We start from the raw sequence: 21,921 nt of genomic DNA, 5'->3' as shown, positions 1-21,921 counted from the left end.
ATAAGAGCAAGCTCTTAATCCATTCGCTCGACTTGCATGTATTAGGCACGCCGCCAGCGTTCATCCTGAGCCAGGATCAAACTCTCCAATAAAGTTAGTTTGTCTAGCATCTAAAATAAAAATTGACGTTTCACGTTGTTTGTTTCGTTTAGTTTTCAAAGTTCAACATCGCGTTTCAGCGACTTTTATAATATATCACAGTATATCATTTTCGTCAACAAGTTTTTTTCGATAACTTGTATCTCTCATTTGCTGACTCTGCCTATTATATAGACTTTCTCTTCCCTATGCAAGTATTATTATAAAAAAATAAAGAGAGGAGATATCTCCCCTCTTATTCTTCTGAAGAAACCTCTTCGCTCGTTTCTTCCTCATCATCTTTTTGTGCTTTTGCTACTGTCGCTACCTCTTGCTCATCCTCTAATCGAATTAGACGAACACCTTGTGTATTACGTCCCATTTGAGAGATTTGATCAACCGGCATACGAATAATAACACCCGCTGCTGTAATTAACATGATATCTTCTTCACCTGTCACAGATTTAACAGCTACTAATTTACCGTTTTTATCTGTAATATTACAAGTCTTCAGACCTTTACCACCACGGCTTTGTAGACGGTATTCATCAATTGGCGTACGTTTTCCATAACCATTTTTCGTTACAATTAAAACATTTACATCCTCTTCGACAATTTCCATACCTACAACTTGATCTTCTTCACCTAATGTAATTGCTTTTACACCAGCCGCATTGCGTCCCATAGAACGCACATCTTGCTCGTTAAAACGAATTAGCATACCATTACTTGTTCCTACAATAATATCCTTATCACCAGATGTTAAACGTACAGATATTACTTCATCCTCTTCACGAAGAGAGATTGCAATCAAACCATTTGTACGTATATTCGCAAATGATGAAAGTGGCGTTCTCTTAGAGATACCTTGTTTTGTTGTGAAGAATAAGAACTCATCGTCACCAAATTCGCGAATTGGAATAATCGCGTTAATCCATTCACCCTTATCTACACCTAATAGGTTAATAATAGGTATACCTTTCGCTGTACGACTATACTCTGGGATTTCATATCCTTTCGTACGGTATACTTTCCCCTTATTAGTGAAGAATAGAATATGATCATGCGTAGAAGTAGTTAATAAATGCTCTACGAAATCATCATCATTTGTTCCCATTCCTTGCACACCACGTCCGCCACGGTTCTGTGTTTTGTACGTAGAAGCTGGTAACCTCTTAATATAACCATTATGAGTTAACGTAATAGCGATGTTTTGTTCTGGAATCAAGTCTTCATCTTCAATAGACTCCATACCACCAATTGTAATTTCCGTGCGTCTCTTATCATTGAAGCGCTCTTTTACTTCCGTTAATTCTTCACGAATAATCTCAAGAACCTTTTCTTCATCCGCTAAGATCGCTTTTAATTCAGCGATTAACTTCATTAAATCTTGATATTCTTGTTCAATTTTTTCGCGTTCTAATCCTGTTAAACGTTGTAAACGCATATCTAAAATAGCTTGCGCTTGTTTTTCACTTAAGCCGAAACGCTCCATTAAACCTTGCTTTGCAATTTCCGCTGTTTTCGAACTACGAATTAATGTAATAACTTCATCCAGGTGGTCTAAGGCAATTCGTAACCCTTCTAAAATATGAGCACGCGCTTCTGCTTTTTCTAGTTCATAAGCAGTACGTCTACGAATTACTACTTTTTGATGTTCCAAGTAATGATATAAATTTTGTTTTAAGTTCAGTACTTGTGGCTCTCCATTTACAAGAGACAGCATGTTAATACCAAAGCTTGTTTGAAGTGCCGTATGTTTATATAAGTTATTTAATAATACATTAGCATTGGCATCACGACGTACTTCCATAACAATACGCATACCATTTCGATCTGATTCATCACGTAAATCTGTAATACCTTCAATTTTCTTATCGCGAACTAATTCTGCAATTTTTTCAATTAATCGCGCCTTATTCACTTGATAAGGTAGTTCCGTTACGATAATAGATTGTTTGCCATTTGACTTCTCTTCAATTTCAACTTTAGCACGAAGTATAATAGAACCGCGTCCTGTTTCATACGCTCTACGAATACCACTTCTTCCTAAAATTAAACCTGCCGTCGGGAAATCTGGTCCTGGAATGCACTCCATTAATTCTGCAATAGTAATATCAGGATTATGACTTAATGCCAATACTCCATCAATTACTTCGCCAAGTTGATGCGGCGGAATATTCGTTGCCATACCAACTGCAATACCTGTCGTACCATTTACTAGTAAGTTAGGAAAACGCGCTGGTAATACAATCGGCTCTCTTTCAGAACCATCATAGTTATCTTGATAATCAATCGTATTTTTTGAAATATCACGAATTAATTCCATAGAAATCTTAGACATTCTTGCTTCTGTATAACGCATCGCTGCTGCTGAATCTCCATCGACAGATCCAAAGTTACCATGCCCATCAACAAGCATATAACGTTGACTGAAATCTTGCGCCATACGTACCATCGTTTCATAAACAGCTGAATCACCATGAGGGTGATACTTACCGATTACTTCACCAACAATACGTGCTGATTTCTTATACGCTTTATCAGCCGTAATTCCTAAATCATTCATCGCATATAGAACCCTACGATGCACAGGTTTTAATCCATCACGAACATCTGGTAATGCACGAGATACGATAACACTCATTGCGTAATCTAAAAATGAGGTACGCATTTCATGGCTAATATTAATTTCTCGAATTCGTGCTTGTTGTTGATTGTCTGACATCAACGAGCACCTCCTCTTACATTTCCGTTACACATACATTGATTTATATGTAGAAGACAGGAATACTCAGATTCCTGTCATTACTCATTTAAATATCAAGGTTTTTCACGTATTTTGCATTTTCTTGGATAAAGTTACGGCGGGGCTCTACTTTATCCCCCATTAAAATTTCAAATGTTTCATCTGCTTCAATTGCATCTTGAAGGGAAACTTGAAGTAATGAACGTACTTCTGGGTCCATTGTCGTTTCCCAAAGCTGAGTTGGGTTCATTTCTCCTAAACCTTTGTAACGTTGGATACCAGGTTTCGGTTGAGCTGGTAATTCAGCTAAAATCTTTTCAAGCTCTTTCTCATTATAAGCATATTGAATTTTTTTACCTTGTTGTACTTTAAACAACGGTGGCTGTGCAATATAGATATAACCATGTTCAATAATTTGACGCATATAACGATAGAAGAACGTTAATAATAGGGTACGAATATGCGCACCATCTACGTCGGCATCTGTCATAATAATAACTTTATGATAACGAGCTTTTTCAATATCAAAATCTCCGCCAATGTTCGTACCAATTGCAGTAATAATTGTACGCACTTCATCGTTAGATAAAATTTTATCTAATCTTGCTTTTTCAACGTTAATAATTTTACCTTTTAGCGGTAAAATCGCTTGGAAGTGACGGTCACGACCTTGCTTTGCTGATCCTCCGGCAGAGTCACCCTCTACAATGTAAATTTCACTAATTGCTGGATCTTTCGAAGAACAATCTGCTAATTTACCAGGTAAACTTGAAACTTCTAATGCGCTCTTGCGACGTGTCAATTCACGCGCTTTTTTCGCTGCAACACGTGCACGTGCTGCCATTGTACCTTTTTCTACGATTTTTCGTGCAACATTCGGGTTTTCTAGTAAGAACTTTTCAAATGCCTCTGAAAACACAGACTCTGTAATCGTTCTCGCTTCACTATTCCCAAGTTTCGTCTTCGTTTGTCCTTCAAATTGTGGGTTTGGATGTTTAATTGATACAATTGCAGTTAAACCTTCACGAACATCCTCACCCGTTAAGTTACTGTCTGCATCTTTTAAAATACTATTTTTACGTCCATAATCGTTAATCACGCGAGTTAAAGCTGTTTTAAACCCAACTTCATGTGTTCCACCTTCATACGTATGAATGTTATTCGTAAATGAGTAAATATTATTTGTATATCCTTCGTTATACTGTAAGGAAACCTCAACTTGAATACCATCTTTTGATCCTTCTACATATACAGGTTCTTCATGGATTGGTTGTTTTGAGCGATTCAAATGCTCAACGTATGATTTAATTCCACCTTCATAATGGAATTCTTTCTTTTGCTTATGTTCACGTTTATCTTCAATCGTCAATTTAATATTACGATTTAAAAATGCTAATTCACGCATACGAGTTGCTAGCGTATCAAATTCGTATACTGTTGTTTCCTGAAAAATTTCTGGATCTGGTTTAAATCGAGTTATCGTTCCTGTTTGATCTGTGTCACCAATGACTTTTAAATCCGCAACCGGAATACCTCTTTCGTATTTTTGATAATGGATTTTACCTTCACGATGTACAAACACCTCTAGTTCTGTTGATAGGGCATTTACTACAGATGCCCCAACACCATGCAGACCACCAGAAACTTTATAACCGCCGCCGCCAAACTTACCACCGGCATGAAGAACGGTCATAATAACTTCTACAGCAGGACGTCCCATTTTTTCTTGTATACCAACTGGAATACCACGTCCATTATCCGTTACACGAATACTATTATCTTCTTCGATACTAACGTTAATTTCATCACAGTACCCTGCAAGTGCCTCATCAATACTATTATCGACGATTTCCCATACAAGATGGTGAAGTCCTTTTCCGCTTGTAGATCCAATATACATACCAGGGCGTTTTCGAACTGCTTCTAGTCCTTCAAGTACCTGTATTTGACTTTCATCATATGAATTTTCTTGCATTTGCTTTTGTTCCATTGACACAAAGATCACCTACTTTTCCATTTAAACAGGGATTATGCCCTATCTATTTCACAATCTACCGTGCCGTTCGTTACATGAATTGTTTTCGCTTCTTTTAATGTTTCGTGTTCAATTCCGTCGACACTCGTCGTTGTCACAAATGTTTGCACTTTTCCTTGAATTGTATTTAACAGATGCGATTGACGATAATCATCTAATTCTGATAATACATCATCCAATAGAAGAATCGGATATTCCTTAACTTCTGAGTAAATCAATTCAATTTCAGCTAATTTTAGGGACAGTGCGGTCGTTCGTTGTTGTCCTTGCGAACCAAAGACTTGAACATTTTTACTATTAACGAAGAATTGTAAATCATCACGATGAGGACCAATTAAAGTCGTACCACGGAAAATTTCACGTTGTTTCACGGATTGAAAACTTTCATAGTATACTTCTTTTATTTTCGACAAATCCATTGATTCTGATACATCTACGCTCGGTTTATAGACAATTTCTAATTCTTCTAGCCCACGGCTTATACCACGATGAATTGGAGCTGCCCATTCTTGTAGTAAATGCAAAAATTCAAAGCGTTTTTGCAAAATTTTTGTACCATGCTCAATAAGTTGAAGTGTAAATACATCCAACATCGTTTCCTCATTCTTACTATTCCCTTGCATCTTTTTCAGCAAGTGATTTCGTTGTGTGAGCACCTTTTGATATTGACTCAATTCATACAAATAGACCGGAGCTATTTGGCCTAATTCCATATCTAAAAAGCGTCTTCTTACTTGAGGGCTTCCTTTTACAAGATTTAAATCTTCTGGGGCAAACATGACAACATTCATCACGCCAATATATTGACTCAATTTTTGTTGTTCAAGTTGATTTAATTTTGCCTTTTTACCTTTTTTCGAGATATTTAATTCCAAAGACAAAGAACTATTTCTCTTTTGTAGCTTTCCTTTAATTTGACCGAAATCTTCATCCCAACGGATAAGCTCGCGATCATTAGAAGTTCTATGAGATTTCGCCATCGCTAAAACATAAATAGCTTCCATCAAATTCGTTTTCCCTTGCGCATTCTCGCCGATAATTACATTTACCTTATCTTCAAAGGAAAGCTCTAAATTTTCATAATTGCGATAGTTTTTTAATTGTATTTCTGAAATAAACAAGGGGCTCCCCCTTTATGACTGAACTTGGAAACTTCCGCTTCCTGGAATTTCAATAATATCGTTCGCATATAGTTTGCGACCTCTTCTATTTTCAAGTTCTTGATTCACGTACACTTCATATTCTTGTAAAAACCATTTTACAGCGCCACCTGTATCAATTACATCGGCTAACTTTAAAAATTGTCCTAGTGTAATATACTCTGTTGAAATTTTAATACGTTTCATAAAATCGCCCACTTTCTGAAAGTGTTCATTCTTTCATTGTACTAAATAAACTAGCATTAGGAAAGTAATACCCAAAAATCAAATAAGGGCTACTAGCATCTGAAAACTAGCAACCCTTATTTCTTACTTAGTAAGTACGAACCGGTAAAATTAATTGAATAATGGATTCATCATTTACTGTACGAATTAAGAATGGTCTCATTGCTCCAGTAAAGCTAATCTTAATTTCAGTACTATCTAATGCTTTTAGTGCATCCATCATATATTTTGCACTAAAAGATATTTTTAACTCTTCCCCATCTACTTTTTCACATTGAACTTCTTCTACTACTTTTCCGATTTCTGGTGAATTCGAAGAAATTTCTAGCATTGCCTGCTCTAAAGTTGATAATTTCACAACATTATTACGACCATCTCTTGCTAACAGAGATGCACGATCAATTGCTTGTAAAAATTCTTTTGTATTTACAAAAATATCTGTTTTACTCTCCGCTGGAATTAAGCGAGTTGTATCAGGATAATTTCCTTCTAACAATCTTGAGAAGAATAATAAATGTTTTGTACGGAATAATACTTGATACTCCGTAATAACGATATCTACCATTTCTTCAGACTCATCTAGAATTTTGCTTAATTCATTTAAGCTTTTCCCCGGAATAACAACATTTGCTTGGAATTCATCTGCAATGCCTTCAATTTTTGCTTTTCGAAGAGCTAACCTGTGACTATCTGTAGCAATGCAAGTTAGTTCGCTGTTATATACCTTCCAGTTTACACCTGTCAAGATCGGTCTTGTTTCAGAAGTGGAAACTGCAAATACAGTTTGTCTGATCATATGTTTAAGTAAATCCGTCGGAATCTTAAAAACATGATGTTCTTCAATTTGTGGTAACAACGGATATTCTGCAGAATCTAAACCATTTAAATTAAACTCTGATTTCCCAGAAGTTATTTTTGTCATTAAATGATTTTCTACAGAAATTTCTACAGTTTCTTTAGGTAATTTTTTTACAATTTCACTAAAATATTTCGCCTGTAAAACAATACTTCCTGATTGTTTCACTTCTACGATTTCTTTTCCATCCTCTTCAACTGGGATAAAAGATTCAATCGAAATATCAGCATCGCTTCCTGTTAACGTAACGCCTTCTTCCGTAGCTACAACTTTAATTCCTGTAAGGATTGGAATTGTTGTACGAGAAGAAACAGCCTTCATTACATCTTGTACACTTCTTACAAGATAGTCTTTTTGTATTGTAAAACGCATAAAGAAAAACCTCCGGTAAGTATAAGATTTTATTTAATTAATAAAGATAAAAAATAGTAGTAATAGTAATAGGGCTTGTGGATATGTGGATAACTCCGTTGAGAGATGTAAAAACAGTCTATCTACATGTGGATAGACTGTGCGTAAAACAAGGAAAGTTATTCACACTATTCAGCTACTACTTTAAAATATCGTTAATTTCTTCAACTTGCTTTTGTAATTGCGTGTCCGTCTTAAGTAGCTTAGAAATTTTTTCATGAGCATGGATAACGGTTGTATGATCGCGTCCACCGAATTCTTCACCTATTTTAGGTAAGGAGGAGTCTGTCAGTTCACGTGATAAATACATTGCAATTTGGCGAGGGAAGGCAACTGATTTCGTTCGCTTTTTCGCCTTGAAATCTTCCAATTTTACTTGATAAACATCTCCGACAGCTTTTTGAATATCATAAATGGAGATAATTTTTGGTTTAGAATTTGGAATAATATCTTTAAGTGCTTCAGCTGCTAAATCAGCATTAATATCTTTATTAATTAAAGATGAATAAGCTACAACTCGGATGAGTGCACCTTCTAGTTCACGAATATTTGAATCGATTTGATTTGCAATATAAAGCATGACCTCATTTGGTATATCAAGTCCTTCAGCCTTTGCCTTTTTGCGCAAAATTGCAATTCGTGTTTCTAAATCTGGTGGCGTAATATCCGTAATGAGTCCCCATTCAAAGCGAGAACGAAGACGATCTTCTAAAGTTGGAATTTCTTTTGGTGGCCGATCACTGGAAATTACAATTTGTTTACTTTCTTCGTGTAATGCATTGAATGTATGGAAAAACTCTTCTTGAGTTTGTTCTTTTCCCGCTAAAAATTGAATATCATCTATCAATAAAACATCCACATTGCGGTATTTATTACGAAAATCGACTGCTTTATTATCACGAATAGAATTAATAAATTCATTTGTAAATTTTTCTGATGATAAATATACAACTTTGGCATTTGGGTTATGTTCAATTACATAATGGCCAATTGCATGCATTAAATGGGTCTTTCCAAGTCCAACTCCCCCATAAATAAAGAGGGGATTATATGCTTTAGCTGGCGCTTCGGCTACGGCCAATGAAGCAGCGTGAGCAAAACGGTTACCAGAGCCAATAACAAACGTATCAAACGTATATTTTGGATTTAGCATACTCTGTGGTAAATGATTAGAATCATCTTGTGCTGAATTCGGTTTAGAAGGAGGAAGATCGATCTCCTCTTCAGCTTGACTTTGGGGAATAATAAAGCGAATAGCTAGTTTTGCCCCTGTTAAATCATAAAGTGTTTCCGAAATTAGCTCTGAATAATGAGATTCTAGCCAATCGCGGGCGAATTCATTTGGAGCCGTAATTGTTAATACATCTTTTTTTAAATTATGTGCGGTCGTTGATTTTAACCATGTTTCATAACTTGGTTTACTGACCTTTTTTTCTAGTTCTTTTAAGGCGCTGTTCCATAAATCAGAGATGTTTTCCAAAGGTGTCCCTCCTTTACTAAGATGGTAAAAGAATAAGGTTGCGCAACAAATGTACAACCTAAATAAATATAAAATGTATATTTATACGAAACGTATTTTAAAACCTAAAAACGTCGTTTGTATATGAGATAGGGTTTTCGACAAAAAAAGCGAATGTGGATAATCATTTACCCACATGTGATTAAAACTGTCCACATGTTATACACAAATTGTGGATAAGATAAAGATGTGGAAAACTTATTCAAAGTGAAAACACAACTATAATATCAAAAAAAAGTAGCTATAGCAATGAAATTAAGAAAGTTATCCACAAAATCAATACCTTGTGGAATAAACTTGTCCACAACACGATATACTGTGTAAAAGTACGAAAAGAGTTTGTGGATATAAAAAACAAGAAAAAATATTTATCCACAAGGAAATATAGCGTCTGTGAAAAAGTATGTGAATAGGTTCAAAATGAATATTTGATGAAAATTTCTAGAACCATTGACATTTTCCTAGTTGATTAACTATAATTTATAAGACTGTCTTTAACAGATATTCCTCAGGGAGGTGTCATATAATGAAAAGAACTTACCAACCAAATAAACGTAAGCGCAGCAAAGTACATGGTTTCCGCAGCCGTATGAGCACAGCGAACGGACGTAAAGTGCTAGCAGCTCGTCGTCGTAAAGGAAGAAAAGTATTATCTGCGTAGACCACTGATCGTTCAGTGGTCTTTTTTTCTAATAATAGTGAATTTCCGCTGATGAACTACAGGAGTGTCAATTGATATGAAGAAAAAACATCGTATAAAAAAGAATGATGAATTCCAGACGGTTTTTCAAAAAGGAAAATCGAATGCGAATCGTCAATTTGTTGTCTATCAACTAGATAAAGAAGAGCAGCCAAACTTTCGTATTGGCCTTTCTGTCAGCAAGAAAATAGGAAATGCAGTAGTGCGTAACCGAATTAAACGTATGATTCGCCAGTCGATCACAGAATTAAAAGATGAGATAGATTCTGGAAAAGATTTTGTTATAATAGCAAGGAAGCCTTGTGCAGAGATGACATATGAAGAAGTAAAGAAAAGCTTAATTCATGTCTTTAAACGCTCTGGTATGAAAAGAATAAAAAAGTAGCGTAAGGAAATGAATTACACTATATACATACCGATACAAGGAGGAGTAGGCTTTGAAAAAGAAATTAGGTTTACTAGCCATGGTTGTTGTATTAATGGCGATTACTGCTGGCTGTAGTGAAGTAAATCAGCCAATTACACCAAAAAGCACTGGAATTTGGAATGAATACTTCGTATACCCGCTTTCTCAGTTAATTACGTATTTTGCCAACTTATTTGGTAGTAATTATGGTTTAGCAATCGTTGTTACGACTCTTATTATTCGTTTTGCATTATTACCATTAATGATTAAACAAACGAAGAGTACGAAAGCAATGCAAGCGTTACAACCAGAAATGGTGAAGTTAAAAGAGAAATATAGCTCTAAAGATCAAGCAACGCAGCAAAAACTACAACAAGAAATGATGCAGTTATATCAAAAAAATGGTGTAAATCCATTAGCAGGATGTTTACCAATCTTTGTTCAGATGCCTATTTTATTCGCGTTTTACCATGCGATTATGAGAACATCAGAAATTAGTAAGCATACATTCTTATGGTTCGACTTAGGACAGGCAGATCCGTACTATATCTTACCGGTTGTTGCGGCAATTACGACATTTATTCAGCAAAAACTTGCAATGGCAGGAACTGCTGGTCAAAATCCGCAAATGGCAATGATGATTTGGTTAATGCCAATCATGATTTTAATCTTTGCAATTAACTTCCCAGCTGCATTATCGCTTTACTGGGTTGTTGGTAATATCTTTGGTATCGCTCAAATGTACTTGATCAAAGGGCCGGAAATTAAGGCTAGTAAGGCAGGAGGATCAAGCAAGTGAGTATAATTACTGCTAAAGGACAAACAGTCGAGCTGGCAGTACAGGATGCTTTAAGACAACTAAATGTTTCAAAAGACCGAGTAGATATAAATATTATCGATGAGGGTAAGAGAGGGTTCTTAGGTTTATTTGGGAACCGACCTGCAGTAGTAGAAGTTGTATTGAAGAAAGATCCAATTCAAGAATGTGAAGAGTATTTAAAAAATGTTATTCACGATATGGGTGTGGAAGCTGAGATTAGTAAAATTGTAAAAGGACGCGAAGTTGAATTTACAATTCATGGCAAAAATGTAGGTGTTTTGATTGGAAAAAGAGGGAACACCTTAAATTCTTTACAGTATTTAACAAAACTTGTGGCGAATCGTAATACAAAGCAGTACATTGGTATCACATTAGATGCTGAAAATTATCGTAGTAAAAGAAAAGCTACGTTAGAAGCACTTTCTTATCGATTAGCAAAACAAGTAGTAAGTACGAAAAAAAGAGTTGTATTGGAGCCTATGCCATCTTTTGAACGAAAGATTATCCACCAAGCATTATCTAATCATCAAAATATCATTACAACTTCTGAAGGAAAAGAACCACATCGACATGTTGTAATATCTTCCAAGTGACCGGTTACTCAATTGAGTGCCGGTTTTTTTGAGGGGAAAATAGGTGTGGATAACTAAAAAACACTAAACTTATCCACTGTGAATAAGTTTAGTGTTTTTTACATGAGGACATAATAAAATGAGTTATTATTCTTTTGTAGATAGGTTCGTTATGGTATTCTAATAATTTAGTGAAGAAAATAATCATGTTGAAATAGAGATAAATAAGCAAGTGAGGTGAAAGGACATGGAATTTGATACAATTGCCGCGATTTCCACAGCGCTTGGAGAGGGTGCAATTGCCATTGTTCGAGTAAGTGGGGATGATGCGATTGAAAAAGTTAATCGTATTTTTAAAGGGAAGGATTTAACAGAGGTTCCTTCTCACACAATTCATTATGGTCATATTGTTGATTTAGATACAAATCAGGTTATTGAAGAAGTAATGGTGTCTATTATGCGTGCACCAAGGACTTTTACACGTGAAAATATAGTAGAAATTAACTGTCATGGTGGACTTGTTTCAGTAAATAAAGTATTGCAGCTTATTTTAGCGCAAGGAGTACGATTAGCGGAACCTGGTGAATTTACAAAACGTGCTTTTTTAAATGGCCGTATTGATTTATCACAAGCAGAAGCTGTTATGGACTTAATCCGTGCAAAAACAGATCGTGCAATGAACGTAGCGATTAATCAAATGGAAGGACGATTATCTAAATTAATCGGTCGTCTGCGTCAGGATATATTAGAAACGTTAGCTCATGTTGAGGTAAACATAGATTACCCGGAATATGATGACGTGGAAGAAATGACACATAATATTTTAATTGAGAAAGCTACACATGTTCGTGCTGAAATTGCAAAAATATTAGAAACATCGAAGCAAGGAAAGATTTTACGTGAAGGTATTGCTACTGCAATCATCGGTAGACCTAATGTTGGGAAATCATCGCTATTAAATAGTCTCGTTCAGGAGAAAAAGGCAATTGTAACTGATATTGCAGGAACAACTCGTGATGTTATTGAAGAGTACGTTAATGTGCGTGGTGTACCACTTAAACTTATAGATACAGCTGGAATTCGTGAAACAGAAGATGTTGTTGAACGAATTGGTGTAGAGCGTTCAAAAGAAATGATGAGTCAAGCTGATTTAGTGCTAGTTGTCGTTAATTATAGCGAAGCTTTAACAAATGAGGATGAAGATCTATTCCGTGCCGTACAAGGAAAAGATTTCATTGTTATTGTAAATAAGACAGATTTACCGCAAGCAATCGATATGGAACGTGTTATAGAATTGGCAGCGGGGAATCGTGTTATTACAACGTCGTTAATTGAGGAACAAGGAATAGATGAGCTTGAAACGGCAATCGCTGATTTATTCTTTGAAGGAACAATTGATTCTGCAGATGTAACATATGTTTCTAATGCGAGACATATTGGATTATTAACACAAGCAGGAAAAACAATTGGAGATGCAATTGAGGCGATAGAAAATGGTGTTCCAATTGATATGGTGCAAATTGATTTAACAAGAACGTGGGAAATACTTGGTGAAATTACTGGTGACACTGTTCATGAAAGCCTAATTGACCAGTTGTTCTCTCAATTTTGTTTAGGAAAATAATATAGTGATGTTTCAGAAAGATAGAGATTATTAGGAGGAATAAACAATGGGATACAATGCCGGTTCATACGATGTCATAGTAATCGGTGCAGGTCATGCAGGATGTGAAGCTGGTCTTGCGGCAGCACGAATGGGCTCCAAAACATTAATGTTAACAATTAACTTAGATATGGTAGCGTTTATGCCATGTAACCCTTCTGTTGGTGGACCAGCAAAAGGGATTGTTGTTCGTGAAATTGATGCATTAGGCGGAGAAATGGGACGCAACATTGATAAAACGCATATTCAAATGCGTATGTTAAATACAGGTAAAGGACCAGCTGTACGTGCACTTCGAGCACAAGCAGATAAGTTCTCTTACCAGCATGAATTAAAGAAAACAATTGAAGAAACACCAAACTTAACGTTGTTCCAGGGAATGGTAGAGCGTTTAATCGTTGAAGACGGCGAATGTAAAGGGGTAATTACGCAAGCAGGTGCTGAATATACAGCAAAGACAGTCGTAATTACGACTGGGACGTTTTTACGTGGTGAGATTATTATGGGAGATTTAAAATATTCGAGTGGTCCAAATAATCAACAACCATCTATTACTTTATCGGAACATTTAGAGGAGCTTGGATTTGATCTTGTTAGATTTAAAACAGGTACACCTCCGCGCGTAAATAGTAATACGATCGATTACAGTAAAACAGAAATTCAGCCAGGTGATGATAAACCACGAGCGTTCTCTTTTGAAACGACAAAGTTTATTATGGATCAAATTCCATGTTGGTTAACGTATACAAGTACGGAAACACATCGTTTAATAGATGAAAACCTACATCGCTCAGCTATGTATTCTGGTATGATTAAGGGAACAGGTCCTAGATACTGTCCTTCAATTGAAGACAAGGTAGTAAGGTTTAATGATAAGCCACGTCATCAAATTTTCTTAGAGCCAGAAGGACGTAACACACAAGAAGTGTACGTACAAGGTTTATCCACAAGCTTACCAGAAGACGTACAACGTGATATGCTTAGAACAATTCCTGGTCTAGAAAATGTTGAAATGATGCGTACAGGTTATGCAATTGAATATGATGCAATTGTGCCAACGCAACTATGGCCGACACTTGAAACGAAAAAAATTAAAAATTTATATACAGCAGGACAAATTAACGGAACTTCTGGTTACGAAGAGGCGGCAGGACAAGGGCTTATGGCCGGAATTAATGCGGCATGTCGTTCTTTAGGTAAGAAAGAAGTTATTTTAGGTCGTGAGGATGCTTATATTGGTGTCTTAATTGATGATCTTGTAACGAAAGGGACGAATGAACCATATCGTTTATTAACATCTCGTGCAGAGTATCGTCTATTATTACGCCATGATAATGCGGATCTTCGTTTAACTGAAATTGGTCGTGAAATTGGATTAATTAAAGAAGAACGCTATGAGCGATTTACAAATAAAAAATTACAAATTGAACAGGAAAAGGAACGTTTAAGTAGCATTATTATTAAACCACGTCCTGAAGTTCAAGAATTAATTCGCAATATTGGTGGAAGTGAATTGAAAGATGGAATACGTGCAAGTGACTTATTACGTCGTCCAGAGATGACATATGAGCATATCCATCTTTTAGTACCAAGTGAAGTAGAATTAAGCGATGAAGTTACAGAACAAGTTGAAATTCAGATTAAGTACGAAGGATATATCGAAAAATCTTTACAGCAAGTAGAGCGTATGAAGAAGATGGAAAGCAAAAAAATTCCTGTCGATATTGATTATGATGCGATTTCTAGCCTTGCGTCAGAAGCTAGACAGAAATTGAAAGATGTTCGTCCACTTTCAGTGGGGCAGGCTTCACGTATATCGGGCGTAAATCCAGCAGACATTTCCATTTTACTTGTGTATATTGAACAAGGAAAAATTGCGCGAGTATCGAACCAATAAATAGTAAGGAGATATTGTTAGATGAACATAGAACAATTTCAATCTATGCTAGAAGAGAAGGGTATCACCCTCTCTTCTAGACAGTTAGAGCAGTTCGAAATCTACTTCGAAACATTAGTAGAGTGGAATGAAAAAATGAACTTAACGGCTATTACGGAAAAAGAGGAAGTATATTTAAAACACTTTTTTGATTCCATTACAGCTGCTTTTTATTACGATTTTTCAAAACCATTCTCAATTTGTGATGTTGGCGCAGGAGCTGGATTCCCAAGTATTCCTTTAAAAATCTGTTTCCCGCATTTAAAAGTGACGATTGTAGACTCATTGCAAAAACGTATTAATTTCTTAAATCATTTAGCACAAAAGTTGGAATTGAGTGACGTCGCGTTTTGTCATGATCGTGCTGAGACATTTGGAAAAAAAGAAGGTGTACGTGAAGCGTACGACATTGTAATGGCACGTGCAGTCGCGCGTCTTTCAGTATTAAGTGAGCTATGTTTACCACTTGTAAAAGTTGGGGGAACATTCATTGCAATGAAAGGTGCTGCAGCAAACGAAGAAATTGAAAATGGCAAGTATGCTTTAGAGGTGCTAGGCGGGGATTTAAAAGAAATGTCTACGTTCCAATTACCGTTTGAAGAAAGTGAACGTAATATTTTATTAATCGAGAAAAAGCGCAAGACACCAAAGAAATATCCACGCAAACCGGGAACACCCAATAAATTACCTATTGAAAAATAAATCTTATTAGACGTAAGATTAAATTATATAAATGAAAACGTAAATGTTTCATAGGAAACATTTTATGGAGAATAGTCAATAGGCCTAAAGGTGGTGGAATATGTATGAAAAATACGTTTTCTCGTTTATTTGGCTTTGGAGATAAAGAGAGCGAATTCGAATTACAAGACGAAAGCCATGAAGAAATAGATAAAAAGGTATATGAAGAAATACAAGAAATTCCGATAGTAAATATTACCCCTAACCGTTATCAACCACGAACAGTTTTTGATGATGCGCGTATTGAGGAACTAGCATTAACGATTCGTACACACGGACTTATTCAGCCAATTGTTGTGAGGCAATATGAGGATGATAAGTACGAGATTATTGCTGGAGAAAGGCGTTTCCGTGCAGCAACAAAGTTAGGGTGGGAAAAAGTTCCTGCAATTATAAAAAACTTAAATGATACAGAAACAGCTTCTGTGGCTTTAATTGAAAACTTGCAACGTGAGGAACTAACAGCAATCGAGGAAGCTGTGGCATATCAAAAGCTAATTGAGTTACATAATTTAACGCAAGAAGCATTGGCACAAAGACTCGGAAAAGGACAATCCACAATCGCAAATAAGTTGCGATTGTTAAAGTTGCCTGAAGAAATAAAAAATGCGTTATTAGAAAAAAGTATTACAGAACGCCATGCCCGTGCGCTCATCCCTTTAAAGAATGAGGAATTACAACTAAAGGTTTTACAGGAAATTGTGGAGAAACAACTGAATGTAAAGCAAACAGAGGAACGAATTGCGAAATTACTAGAGGAAGCAAAACCGAAGCGTAAGGCAAAGCAAAAAGCAGTAAGTCGAGATACAAGAATTGCCATGAATACAATTAGGCAGTCATTACAAATGGTTGCTGACAGTGGTTTAAATGTTAATTCTGAGGAAGAAGAGTTTGACGAGTACTATCAAATTACAATTCAAATTCCGAAGAAAAAATAATAATGGCGTGTTAGAGACCTGATCCTATTGGATAGGTCTCTTTTACTATATTTTCTTGTTAGATGAAGAAGGAGTTTAGAAATAAATTTTGAAGTTTAATAAGGACGTAAAAGAAAAACTTTTATTTCATGTTACAATAAACGTAATTGTTACTAGAATAAGATAGAAAGGTTGAAAGTAGGTGACATCATGGGAAAAATCATTGCTATAGCCAATCAAAAGGGTGGCGTTGGAAAAACAACAACATCTGTTAATTTAGGGGCTGGATTGGCACAAGTAGGTAAAAAGGTCCTTCTTGTAGATATTGATGCTCAAGGAAATGCAACGACGGGTGTGGGAATTGAAAAATCCGAATTAGATCAATGTATTTACAATGTTCTTGTGGAAGATGCAGATGTTCAAGGGGTTATACAGAAAACCGCAACTGAAAACTTAGATGTTCTACCCGCTACAATTCAATTAGCAGGTGCTGAAATTGAATTGGTACCGACTATTTCCCGGGAAGTACGTTTGCAAAGGGCATTACAGCCAGTTCGTGATGAATATGATTATATTATTATCGACTGTCCCCCGTCCTTAGGGTTATTAACGATTAATGCATTAACTGCAGCAGATTCTGTTATTATTCCTGTTCAATGCGAATATTACGCACTAGAAGGGTTAAGTCAGCTATTAAATACAGTTCGACTGGTGCAAAAGCACTTAAATAAAAACCTAGCAATTCAAGGCGTATTGCTAACAATGTTAGATGCCCGTACAAATTTAGGGATTCAAGTTATAGATGAAGTGAAAAAATACTTTAGAGATAAAGTATACCGTTCAATTATCCCTCGTAATGTTCGTTTGAGTGAAGCACCAAGTCATGGGAAACCAATTATGCAGTATGACGCTAAATCAAGAGGGGCAGAAGTATATATAGATTTAGCAGAGGAAGTGATTGCAGGTGGCTAAAGGATTAGGAAGAGGAATCAATGTGTTTTTTCCTGATTTAGATGTGAAAGAAGAAGAGACAATTCAGGAGATTACGATAACTGAATTAAGGCCGAATCCATATCAACCACGTAAACACTTTAATAAAGAGGCGATTCAGGAATTATCGGCCTCTATTAAAGAGCACGGCATATTACAACCGTTAATTGCTAGAAAGAGTATTAAAGGATATGAAATTGTTGCAGGTGAAAGAAGATATCGTGCTGCTAAAGAGGCGGGACTCGAAAAAGTACCTGCCGTTGTAAGACAATTAAATGAGCAGCAAATGATGGAGTTTGCATTGCTTGAAAACTTACAACGAGAAGATTTAAATCCAATGGAAGAAGCAATGGCATATCAAATGTTAATGAATGAGCTAAATGTGACGCAAGAACAATTAGCAAAACGTCTTGGTAAGAGTAGACCTTACATTGCAAACTATACGCGGTTATTGAGCCTCCCTTCTTTTGTTCAAGATATGATTGCAAATGGTCAACTTTCAATGGCTCATGGGAGAACCTTGCTTACGATAAAAGATGAAGAACAATTGAAAGCTTTATTGAAACGAATTGAAAAAGAAGGATTAAATGTTCGTCAATTAGAGAAAATTGTTCAGGAGATCAATCAACGCGTTTCACGTGAAACAAAACAAGTGAAAAAAGAAAGAAATATATTTTTCGTAGAACGCGAAACATTCTTAAGAGAAAAGTTTGGCACAGATGTAAAAATTAAAGAAACAAAAAAAGAAAAAGGTAAAATCGAAATTGAATTTTTCAATAAAGAAGATTTAAATCGTATTTTAGAATTATTAGCGCAGAAAAACTAAAAAGCAAACCATCTTATTATTTATAGATGGTTTGCTTTTTTTAATACAGATAATTTTTGGTCTGTTTCTTTTATGCTTTGTGCAATTACATCAGCCATTTTCATAACTAAACTTAATCTTGTATTTTGCAGGACGAAAAATTCCATAAAACCATTTAGATTTACGATGCCATGAATATGTAAATCACCAACTGCCGGTAATTTCTTATTCATCGCAGCTCCAGGTTTACTAGGTCCCATTCCGGTAGTGATGGAACCAATACTTTGAGACTTTCCTAAACAGGCATCAACTGCAATTATAAATGAAGTAGGACTATCTTTCTGTATATTCTGAATTTTTTCCTCTAAGTTTAGCGCATGTACTGGATCATCTAGTGTACCGAACACTTGGAAGTTTGTAATTTCTACTTGTTCTAGTTTCGTACCGACTAACGGACCGAGTGCATCTCCTGTGGAACGATCTGTTCCGATACAAACGAGAATAATTGGTATATGAGTCTTAATAGGGATATGGGAAAGTAAGAAGTTACTAATTATCTCGGAGGCTTCTAAATCTTGGTGCATAACATTTTGAGTTTCTTTTTCGAAAAAAGGTAAGCGAAAACTTCCAATATTCATGAAGCACCCATCCTTTTAATAAATTTTCAAAATATGTTATATGGTGAGTAAAATGGAAAACTATAAGTGCGTACTTGCTGTAAAATTTAAGTGAGAACGGAAATAATAGTACTAGTATATATATATTCGTTCCATTTTATACCTGTATGTAGGTTAACAAATGGAATTAAAGTCATAAAATTTTTTCAGCAATTAGGAGACTTCTGATACAATAAGAAGGATAACTAAAAAGAAATTTTGGCTGGAGAGGTAGAGGTACATGGATTTATTAACGAAGTGGTTTAATGCTACGAAACAGTATTTACTAGATGCTGATCGTTGGGCTCATATTGGAATTGCGACATTAAAAATATGTATCATTTTAACAATTGGTGCAATTGTAGTACGAATTGCAAGAGCGGTTGTACGGAATGCGTTTCGTATGGGAAGTCGTTCGCCAATTCAAATTTCAGAACGTCGTACAGTTACAGTAGCGAAGTTACTTGAAAATATTGTGGCATACGTTGTTATGTTTATTATGTTAATTGCGATTTTGGGTGTGTTTAATATTAATGCATCAGGTTTATTAGCCGGTGCAGGGGTAATTGGTTTGGCAGTCGGATTTGGTGCTCAAAGTTTAGTAAAAGATGTTATTACAGGGTTATTTATCTTGCTAGAAGATCAATTTTCAGTCGGTGACTATGTAAAAATTGGTCAGTTTGAAGGGGTCGTTTTAGAAATTGGACTTCGTACAACAAAAGTAAAAAGCTGGACAGGTGAAATTCATACTTTACCAAACGGAAGTATCATTCAAGTTACGAACTATTCAGTTAGTAATAGTGTAGCATTTGTTGATGTATCTATTTCGTATGAGGCTGACATAGCGAAAGCAGAGCAAGTCATAGAAGACTTATTACAAGAATTACCTGCAAAGTACGAAAAAATGGTAACAACACCTCAATTGTTAGGTGTACAAACATTAGCTGCCTCAGAAGTTATATTACGTGTTATTGCTGAAGTAGAGCCAATGCAACATGCAGTTATTGCAAGAGCACTTCGTAAAGAAATTAAAAATCGTCTAGATTTACATGGTATTGAAATTCCATATCCACGTATGGTTTTATATAATCGTGAAGAATTAGTGAGTGAAAAAGCAATTTAGTATGGAGAGGGGTTTGGAGAATGGAGCAAAAGCAGTATAACTTGTACGATGTTGTGGAAATGAAGAAAGCCCACCCATGTGGGGAGAATCGTTGGAAGATTATTCGTATGGGAATGGATATCCGCATTAAGTGCGAGGGATGTGACCATTCAGTAATGATTCCTCGAAGAGAGTTTGATCGTAAGGTGAAAAAAATACTTGTGAAGCACGAAGAATAGAGAGAAAGTAACAGTTGCAGTGGGTAGCTGTTACTTTTTTTCGTTTGGAGGAAACTTGTCATTTTTTTCGTTACTATCTATAATGATGAAAGATTGAGACATAGGAGTGAAAAATATGGGATTAACGGCTGGGATTGTTGGATTACCTAACGTAGGGAAGTCCACTTTATTTAATGCAATTACACAAGCAGGAGCAGAATCTGCAAACTATCCATTCTGTACAATTGATCCAAACGTAGGAATTGTAGAAGTACCAGATGAGCGTTTAAATAAATTAACGGAATTAGTAGAACCGAAAAAAACTGTTCCGACTGTATTTGAGTTTACTGATATTGCAGGTATCGTAAAAGGTGCTAGTAAAGGTGAAGGTTTAGGAAATAAATTCTTATCTCACATTCGCCAAGTAGATGCAATTTGCCAAGTTGTTCGTTGTTTTGAAGACGAAAATATTACGCACGTTTCAGGGAAAGTAGATCCAATTGATGATATTGAAACAATCAACCTAGAACTAATCTTAGCCGATTTAGAATCAGTTGATAAACGTATCGAACGTGTTGCGAAATTAGCAAGACAAAAGGATAAAGAAGCAGTATATGAACATGAAATTTTAGTACGTTTAAAAGAAGCTTTCGAAGAGGGAAAACCAGCTCGCACGGTTGAATTTACAGAAGAGCAAATGAAGATTGTGAAAGGTCTTCATTTATTGACAACGAAAGAAATGCTATACGTAGCAAACGTAAGCGAGGACGATGTTATCGATCCTTCTGAAAATAAATACGTACAAATGGTAAAAGAATTTGCTGCAAATGAAAATTCTCAAGTAATCGTTGTATGTGCAAAGATCGAATCAGAAATCGCTGAGTTAGACGAAGAAGAGAAAAAGGTCTTCCTTGAAGAACTAGGCATTGAAGAATCTGGTTTAGATCAATTAATTCGTGCTGCATATGATTTATTAGGACTTGCTACTTACTTCACAGCTGGTGTACAAGAAGTACGTGCATGGACATTCAAACAAGGTATGAAAGCACCACAATGTGCTGGTGTAATTCATACAGACTTTGAGCGTGGATTTATTCGTGCAGAAACAGTTTCTTACGAAGACTTAATGACAAACGGTTCTATGACAGCTGCAAAAGAAGCTGGTAAAGTTCGTTTAGAAGGAAAAGAGTATATCGTAAAAGACGGAGATGTTATGCACTTCCGTTTCAACGTTTAATTTAATATTTCCTAGGAAAAATAAAGATATAAGCTTGGCAAATATATTATATGTTTGCCAAGTTTTTTATGTATGGGTGAGTTGATTCATCTAACTTACTATGATATAATCTAAACTCGTGAGTA

At 35.8% G+C, this 21,921-nt stretch carries 20 protein-coding genes and 1 rRNA gene; 13 read left to right on the top strand and 8 right to left on the bottom strand.

What is annotated here, in order from left to right:
• The 7 genes from ACTFRS_RS25465 to dnaA form a co-directional block, all read right to left on the bottom strand.
• Positions 1–92: ribosomal RNA gene (locus tag ACTFRS_RS25465) — 16S ribosomal RNA — on the bottom strand; the annotation flags it as partial.
• A 242-nt stretch (positions 93–334) separates the two neighbouring features.
• On the bottom strand, positions 335–2,806 hold the full coding sequence (gyrA, locus tag ACTFRS_RS25460; protein ID WP_001282851.1) for a DNA gyrase subunit A: 2,472 nt from the start codon (positions 2,804–2,806) through the stop codon (positions 335–337).
• Positions 2,807–2,894: 88 nt separating this feature from the next.
• Entirely contained in the window at positions 2,895–4,817 is a 1,923-nt protein-coding gene (gene gyrB, locus ACTFRS_RS25455) for a DNA topoisomerase (ATP-hydrolyzing) subunit B (protein ID WP_000435993.1), read from the bottom strand.
• Between the two features lie 38 nt (positions 4,818–4,855).
• Positions 4,856–5,983: a DNA replication/repair protein RecF gene (recF, locus tag ACTFRS_RS25450; RefSeq protein WP_087955268.1), complete on the bottom strand. Its 1,128-nt coding sequence runs from the start codon at positions 5,981–5,983 to the stop codon at positions 4,856–4,858.
• Between the two features lie 12 nt (positions 5,984–5,995).
• Positions 5,996–6,208: a S4 domain-containing protein YaaA gene (gene yaaA, locus ACTFRS_RS25445; RefSeq protein ID WP_000821367.1), complete on the bottom strand. Its 213-nt coding sequence runs from the start codon at positions 6,206–6,208 to the stop codon at positions 5,996–5,998.
• A gap of 127 nt (positions 6,209–6,335) precedes the next feature.
• Complete coding sequence (gene dnaN / locus ACTFRS_RS25440; protein WP_001212891.1) at positions 6,336–7,475, bottom strand: DNA polymerase III subunit beta; 1,140 nt, start codon at positions 7,473–7,475, stop codon at positions 6,336–6,338.
• 178 nt (positions 7,476–7,653) lie between these two features.
• Entirely contained in the window at positions 7,654–8,994 is a 1,341-nt protein-coding gene (dnaA, locus tag ACTFRS_RS25435) for a chromosomal replication initiator protein DnaA (protein WP_000428025.1), read from the bottom strand.
• 565 nt (positions 8,995–9,559) lie between these two features.
• Here dnaA and rpmH point away from each other — a divergent pair.
• The 10 genes from rpmH (at position 9,560) to spo0J (ending at position 18,604) form a co-directional block, all read left to right on the top strand.
• Entirely contained in the window at positions 9,560–9,694 is a 135-nt protein-coding gene (gene rpmH, locus ACTFRS_RS25430; protein WP_000831901.1) for a 50S ribosomal protein L34, read from the top strand.
• A 76-nt stretch (positions 9,695–9,770) separates the two neighbouring features.
• Positions 9,771–10,118 carry a ribonuclease P protein component gene (rnpA, locus tag ACTFRS_RS25425; protein WP_029440294.1) on the top strand — a complete coding sequence of 116 codons (348 nt, stop codon included), beginning with the start codon at positions 9,771–9,773 and terminating at the stop codon, positions 10,116–10,118.
• A 52-nt stretch (positions 10,119–10,170) separates the two neighbouring features.
• Entirely contained in the window at positions 10,171–10,938 is a 768-nt protein-coding gene (spoIIIJ, locus tag ACTFRS_RS25420) for a YidC family membrane integrase SpoIIIJ (protein ID WP_098320360.1), read from the top strand.
• On the top strand, positions 10,935–11,552 hold the full coding sequence (jag, locus tag ACTFRS_RS25415; RefSeq protein WP_139868632.1) for an RNA-binding cell elongation regulator Jag/EloR: 618 nt from the start codon (positions 10,935–10,937) through the stop codon (positions 11,550–11,552). Before spoIIIJ ends, jag begins: the two co-directional genes overlap by 4 nt.
• A 226-nt stretch (positions 11,553–11,778) precedes the next feature.
• Entirely contained in the window at positions 11,779–13,155 is a 1,377-nt protein-coding gene (mnmE, locus tag ACTFRS_RS25410) for a tRNA uridine-5-carboxymethylaminomethyl(34) synthesis GTPase MnmE (RefSeq protein ID WP_139868630.1), read from the top strand.
• A gap of 46 nt (positions 13,156–13,201) precedes the next feature.
• A complete protein-coding gene (gene mnmG / locus ACTFRS_RS25405) occupies positions 13,202–15,091 on the top strand; it encodes a tRNA uridine-5-carboxymethylaminomethyl(34) synthesis enzyme MnmG (protein WP_139868628.1) in 1,890 nt (629 codons plus the stop codon).
• Between the two features lie 21 nt (positions 15,092–15,112).
• The gene (rsmG, locus tag ACTFRS_RS25400; RefSeq protein WP_001019621.1) at positions 15,113–15,832 is read left to right on the top strand and encodes a 16S rRNA (guanine(527)-N(7))-methyltransferase RsmG; all 720 of its coding nucleotides are present in this window, start codon (positions 15,113–15,115) and stop codon (positions 15,830–15,832) included.
• 104 nt (positions 15,833–15,936) lie between these two features.
• Complete coding sequence (noc, locus tag ACTFRS_RS25395; RefSeq protein ID WP_000799023.1) at positions 15,937–16,809, top strand: nucleoid occlusion protein; 873 nt, start codon at positions 15,937–15,939, stop codon at positions 16,807–16,809.
• A gap of 189 nt (positions 16,810–16,998) precedes the next feature.
• On the top strand, positions 16,999–17,760 hold the full coding sequence (gene soj, locus ACTFRS_RS25390; RefSeq protein ID WP_000516114.1) for a sporulation initiation inhibitor protein Soj: 762 nt from the start codon (positions 16,999–17,001) through the stop codon (positions 17,758–17,760).
• Complete coding sequence (gene spo0J / locus ACTFRS_RS25385; protein ID WP_087955265.1) at positions 17,753–18,604, top strand: stage 0 sporulation protein Spo0J; 852 nt, start codon at positions 17,753–17,755, stop codon at positions 18,602–18,604. Before soj ends, spo0J begins: the two co-directional genes overlap by 8 nt.
• 20 nt (positions 18,605–18,624) lie before the next feature.
• Here spo0J and yyaC read toward each other — a convergent pair whose 3' ends face one another.
• A complete protein-coding gene (yyaC, locus tag ACTFRS_RS25380; protein ID WP_139868624.1) occupies positions 18,625–19,221 on the bottom strand; it encodes a spore protease YyaC in 597 nt (198 codons plus the stop codon).
• A 259-nt stretch (positions 19,222–19,480) separates the two neighbouring features.
• On the opposite strand from yyaC, the gene ACTFRS_RS25375 reads away from it, so the two are divergent.
• From ACTFRS_RS25375 to ychF, 3 genes are all read left to right on the top strand, one after another.
• Positions 19,481–20,362, top strand: coding sequence for a mechanosensitive ion channel family protein (locus ACTFRS_RS25375; protein WP_087955263.1), 882 nt, complete (start codon positions 19,481–19,483; stop codon positions 20,360–20,362).
• A 20-nt stretch (positions 20,363–20,382) separates the two neighbouring features.
• Positions 20,383–20,580, top strand: coding sequence for a DUF951 domain-containing protein (locus tag ACTFRS_RS25370; RefSeq protein WP_000436051.1), 198 nt, complete (start codon positions 20,383–20,385; stop codon positions 20,578–20,580).
• A gap of 115 nt (positions 20,581–20,695) precedes the next feature.
• Positions 20,696–21,796, top strand: a complete 1,101-nt coding sequence (gene ychF / locus ACTFRS_RS25365) for a redox-regulated ATPase YchF (protein WP_000524669.1) — start codon at positions 20,696–20,698, stop codon at positions 21,794–21,796.
• Positions 21,797–21,921 lie beyond the last annotated feature (125 nt).

Source organism: Bacillus cereus group sp. MYBK139-1, assembly GCF_051916915.1.
GTDB classification, from domain to species: domain Bacteria; phylum Bacillota; class Bacilli; order Bacillales; family Bacillaceae_G; genus Bacillus_A; species Bacillus_A pacificus.
Note: the sequence above shows the minus strand (reverse complement) of the source record. Positions and strands in the feature narration are given on the sequence as shown.

Bases quoted from the DNA above. Each gene is read 5' to 3' on its own strand.
- gyrA (WP_001282851.1), bottom strand. From the start codon at position 2,806: ATGTCAGACAATCAACAACAAGCACGAATTCGAGAAATTAATATTAGC.
- gyrB (WP_000435993.1), bottom strand. From the start codon at position 4,817: ATGGAACAAAAGCAAATGCAAGAAAATTCATATGATGAAAGTCAAATA.
- yaaA (WP_000821367.1), bottom strand. From the start codon at position 6,208: ATGAAACGTATTAAAATTTCAACAGAGTATATTACACTAGGACAATTT.
- dnaN (WP_001212891.1), bottom strand. From the start codon at position 7,475: ATGCGTTTTACAATACAAAAAGACTATCTTGTAAGAAGTGTACAAGAT.
- rpmH (WP_000831901.1), top strand. From the start codon at position 9,560: ATGAAAAGAACTTACCAACCAAATAAACGTAAGCGCAGCAAAGTACAT.
- rnpA (WP_029440294.1), top strand. From the start codon at position 9,771: ATGAAGAAAAAACATCGTATAAAAAAGAATGATGAATTCCAGACGGTT.
- mnmE (WP_139868630.1), top strand. From the start codon at position 11,779: ATGGAATTTGATACAATTGCCGCGATTTCCACAGCGCTTGGAGAGGGT.
- mnmG (WP_139868628.1), top strand. From the start codon at position 13,202: ATGGGATACAATGCCGGTTCATACGATGTCATAGTAATCGGTGCAGGT.
- rsmG (WP_001019621.1), top strand. From the start codon at position 15,113: ATGAACATAGAACAATTTCAATCTATGCTAGAAGAGAAGGGTATCACC.
- noc (WP_000799023.1), top strand. From the start codon at position 15,937: ATGAAAAATACGTTTTCTCGTTTATTTGGCTTTGGAGATAAAGAGAGC.
- soj (WP_000516114.1), top strand. From the start codon at position 16,999: ATGGGAAAAATCATTGCTATAGCCAATCAAAAGGGTGGCGTTGGAAAA.
- yyaC (WP_139868624.1), bottom strand. From the start codon at position 19,221: ATGAATATTGGAAGTTTTCGCTTACCTTTTTTCGAAAAAGAAACTCAA.
- ACTFRS_RS25375 (WP_087955263.1), top strand. From the start codon at position 19,481: ATGGATTTATTAACGAAGTGGTTTAATGCTACGAAACAGTATTTACTA.
- ACTFRS_RS25370 (WP_000436051.1), top strand. From the start codon at position 20,383: ATGGAGCAAAAGCAGTATAACTTGTACGATGTTGTGGAAATGAAGAAA.
- ychF (WP_000524669.1), top strand. From the start codon at position 20,696: ATGGGATTAACGGCTGGGATTGTTGGATTACCTAACGTAGGGAAGTCC.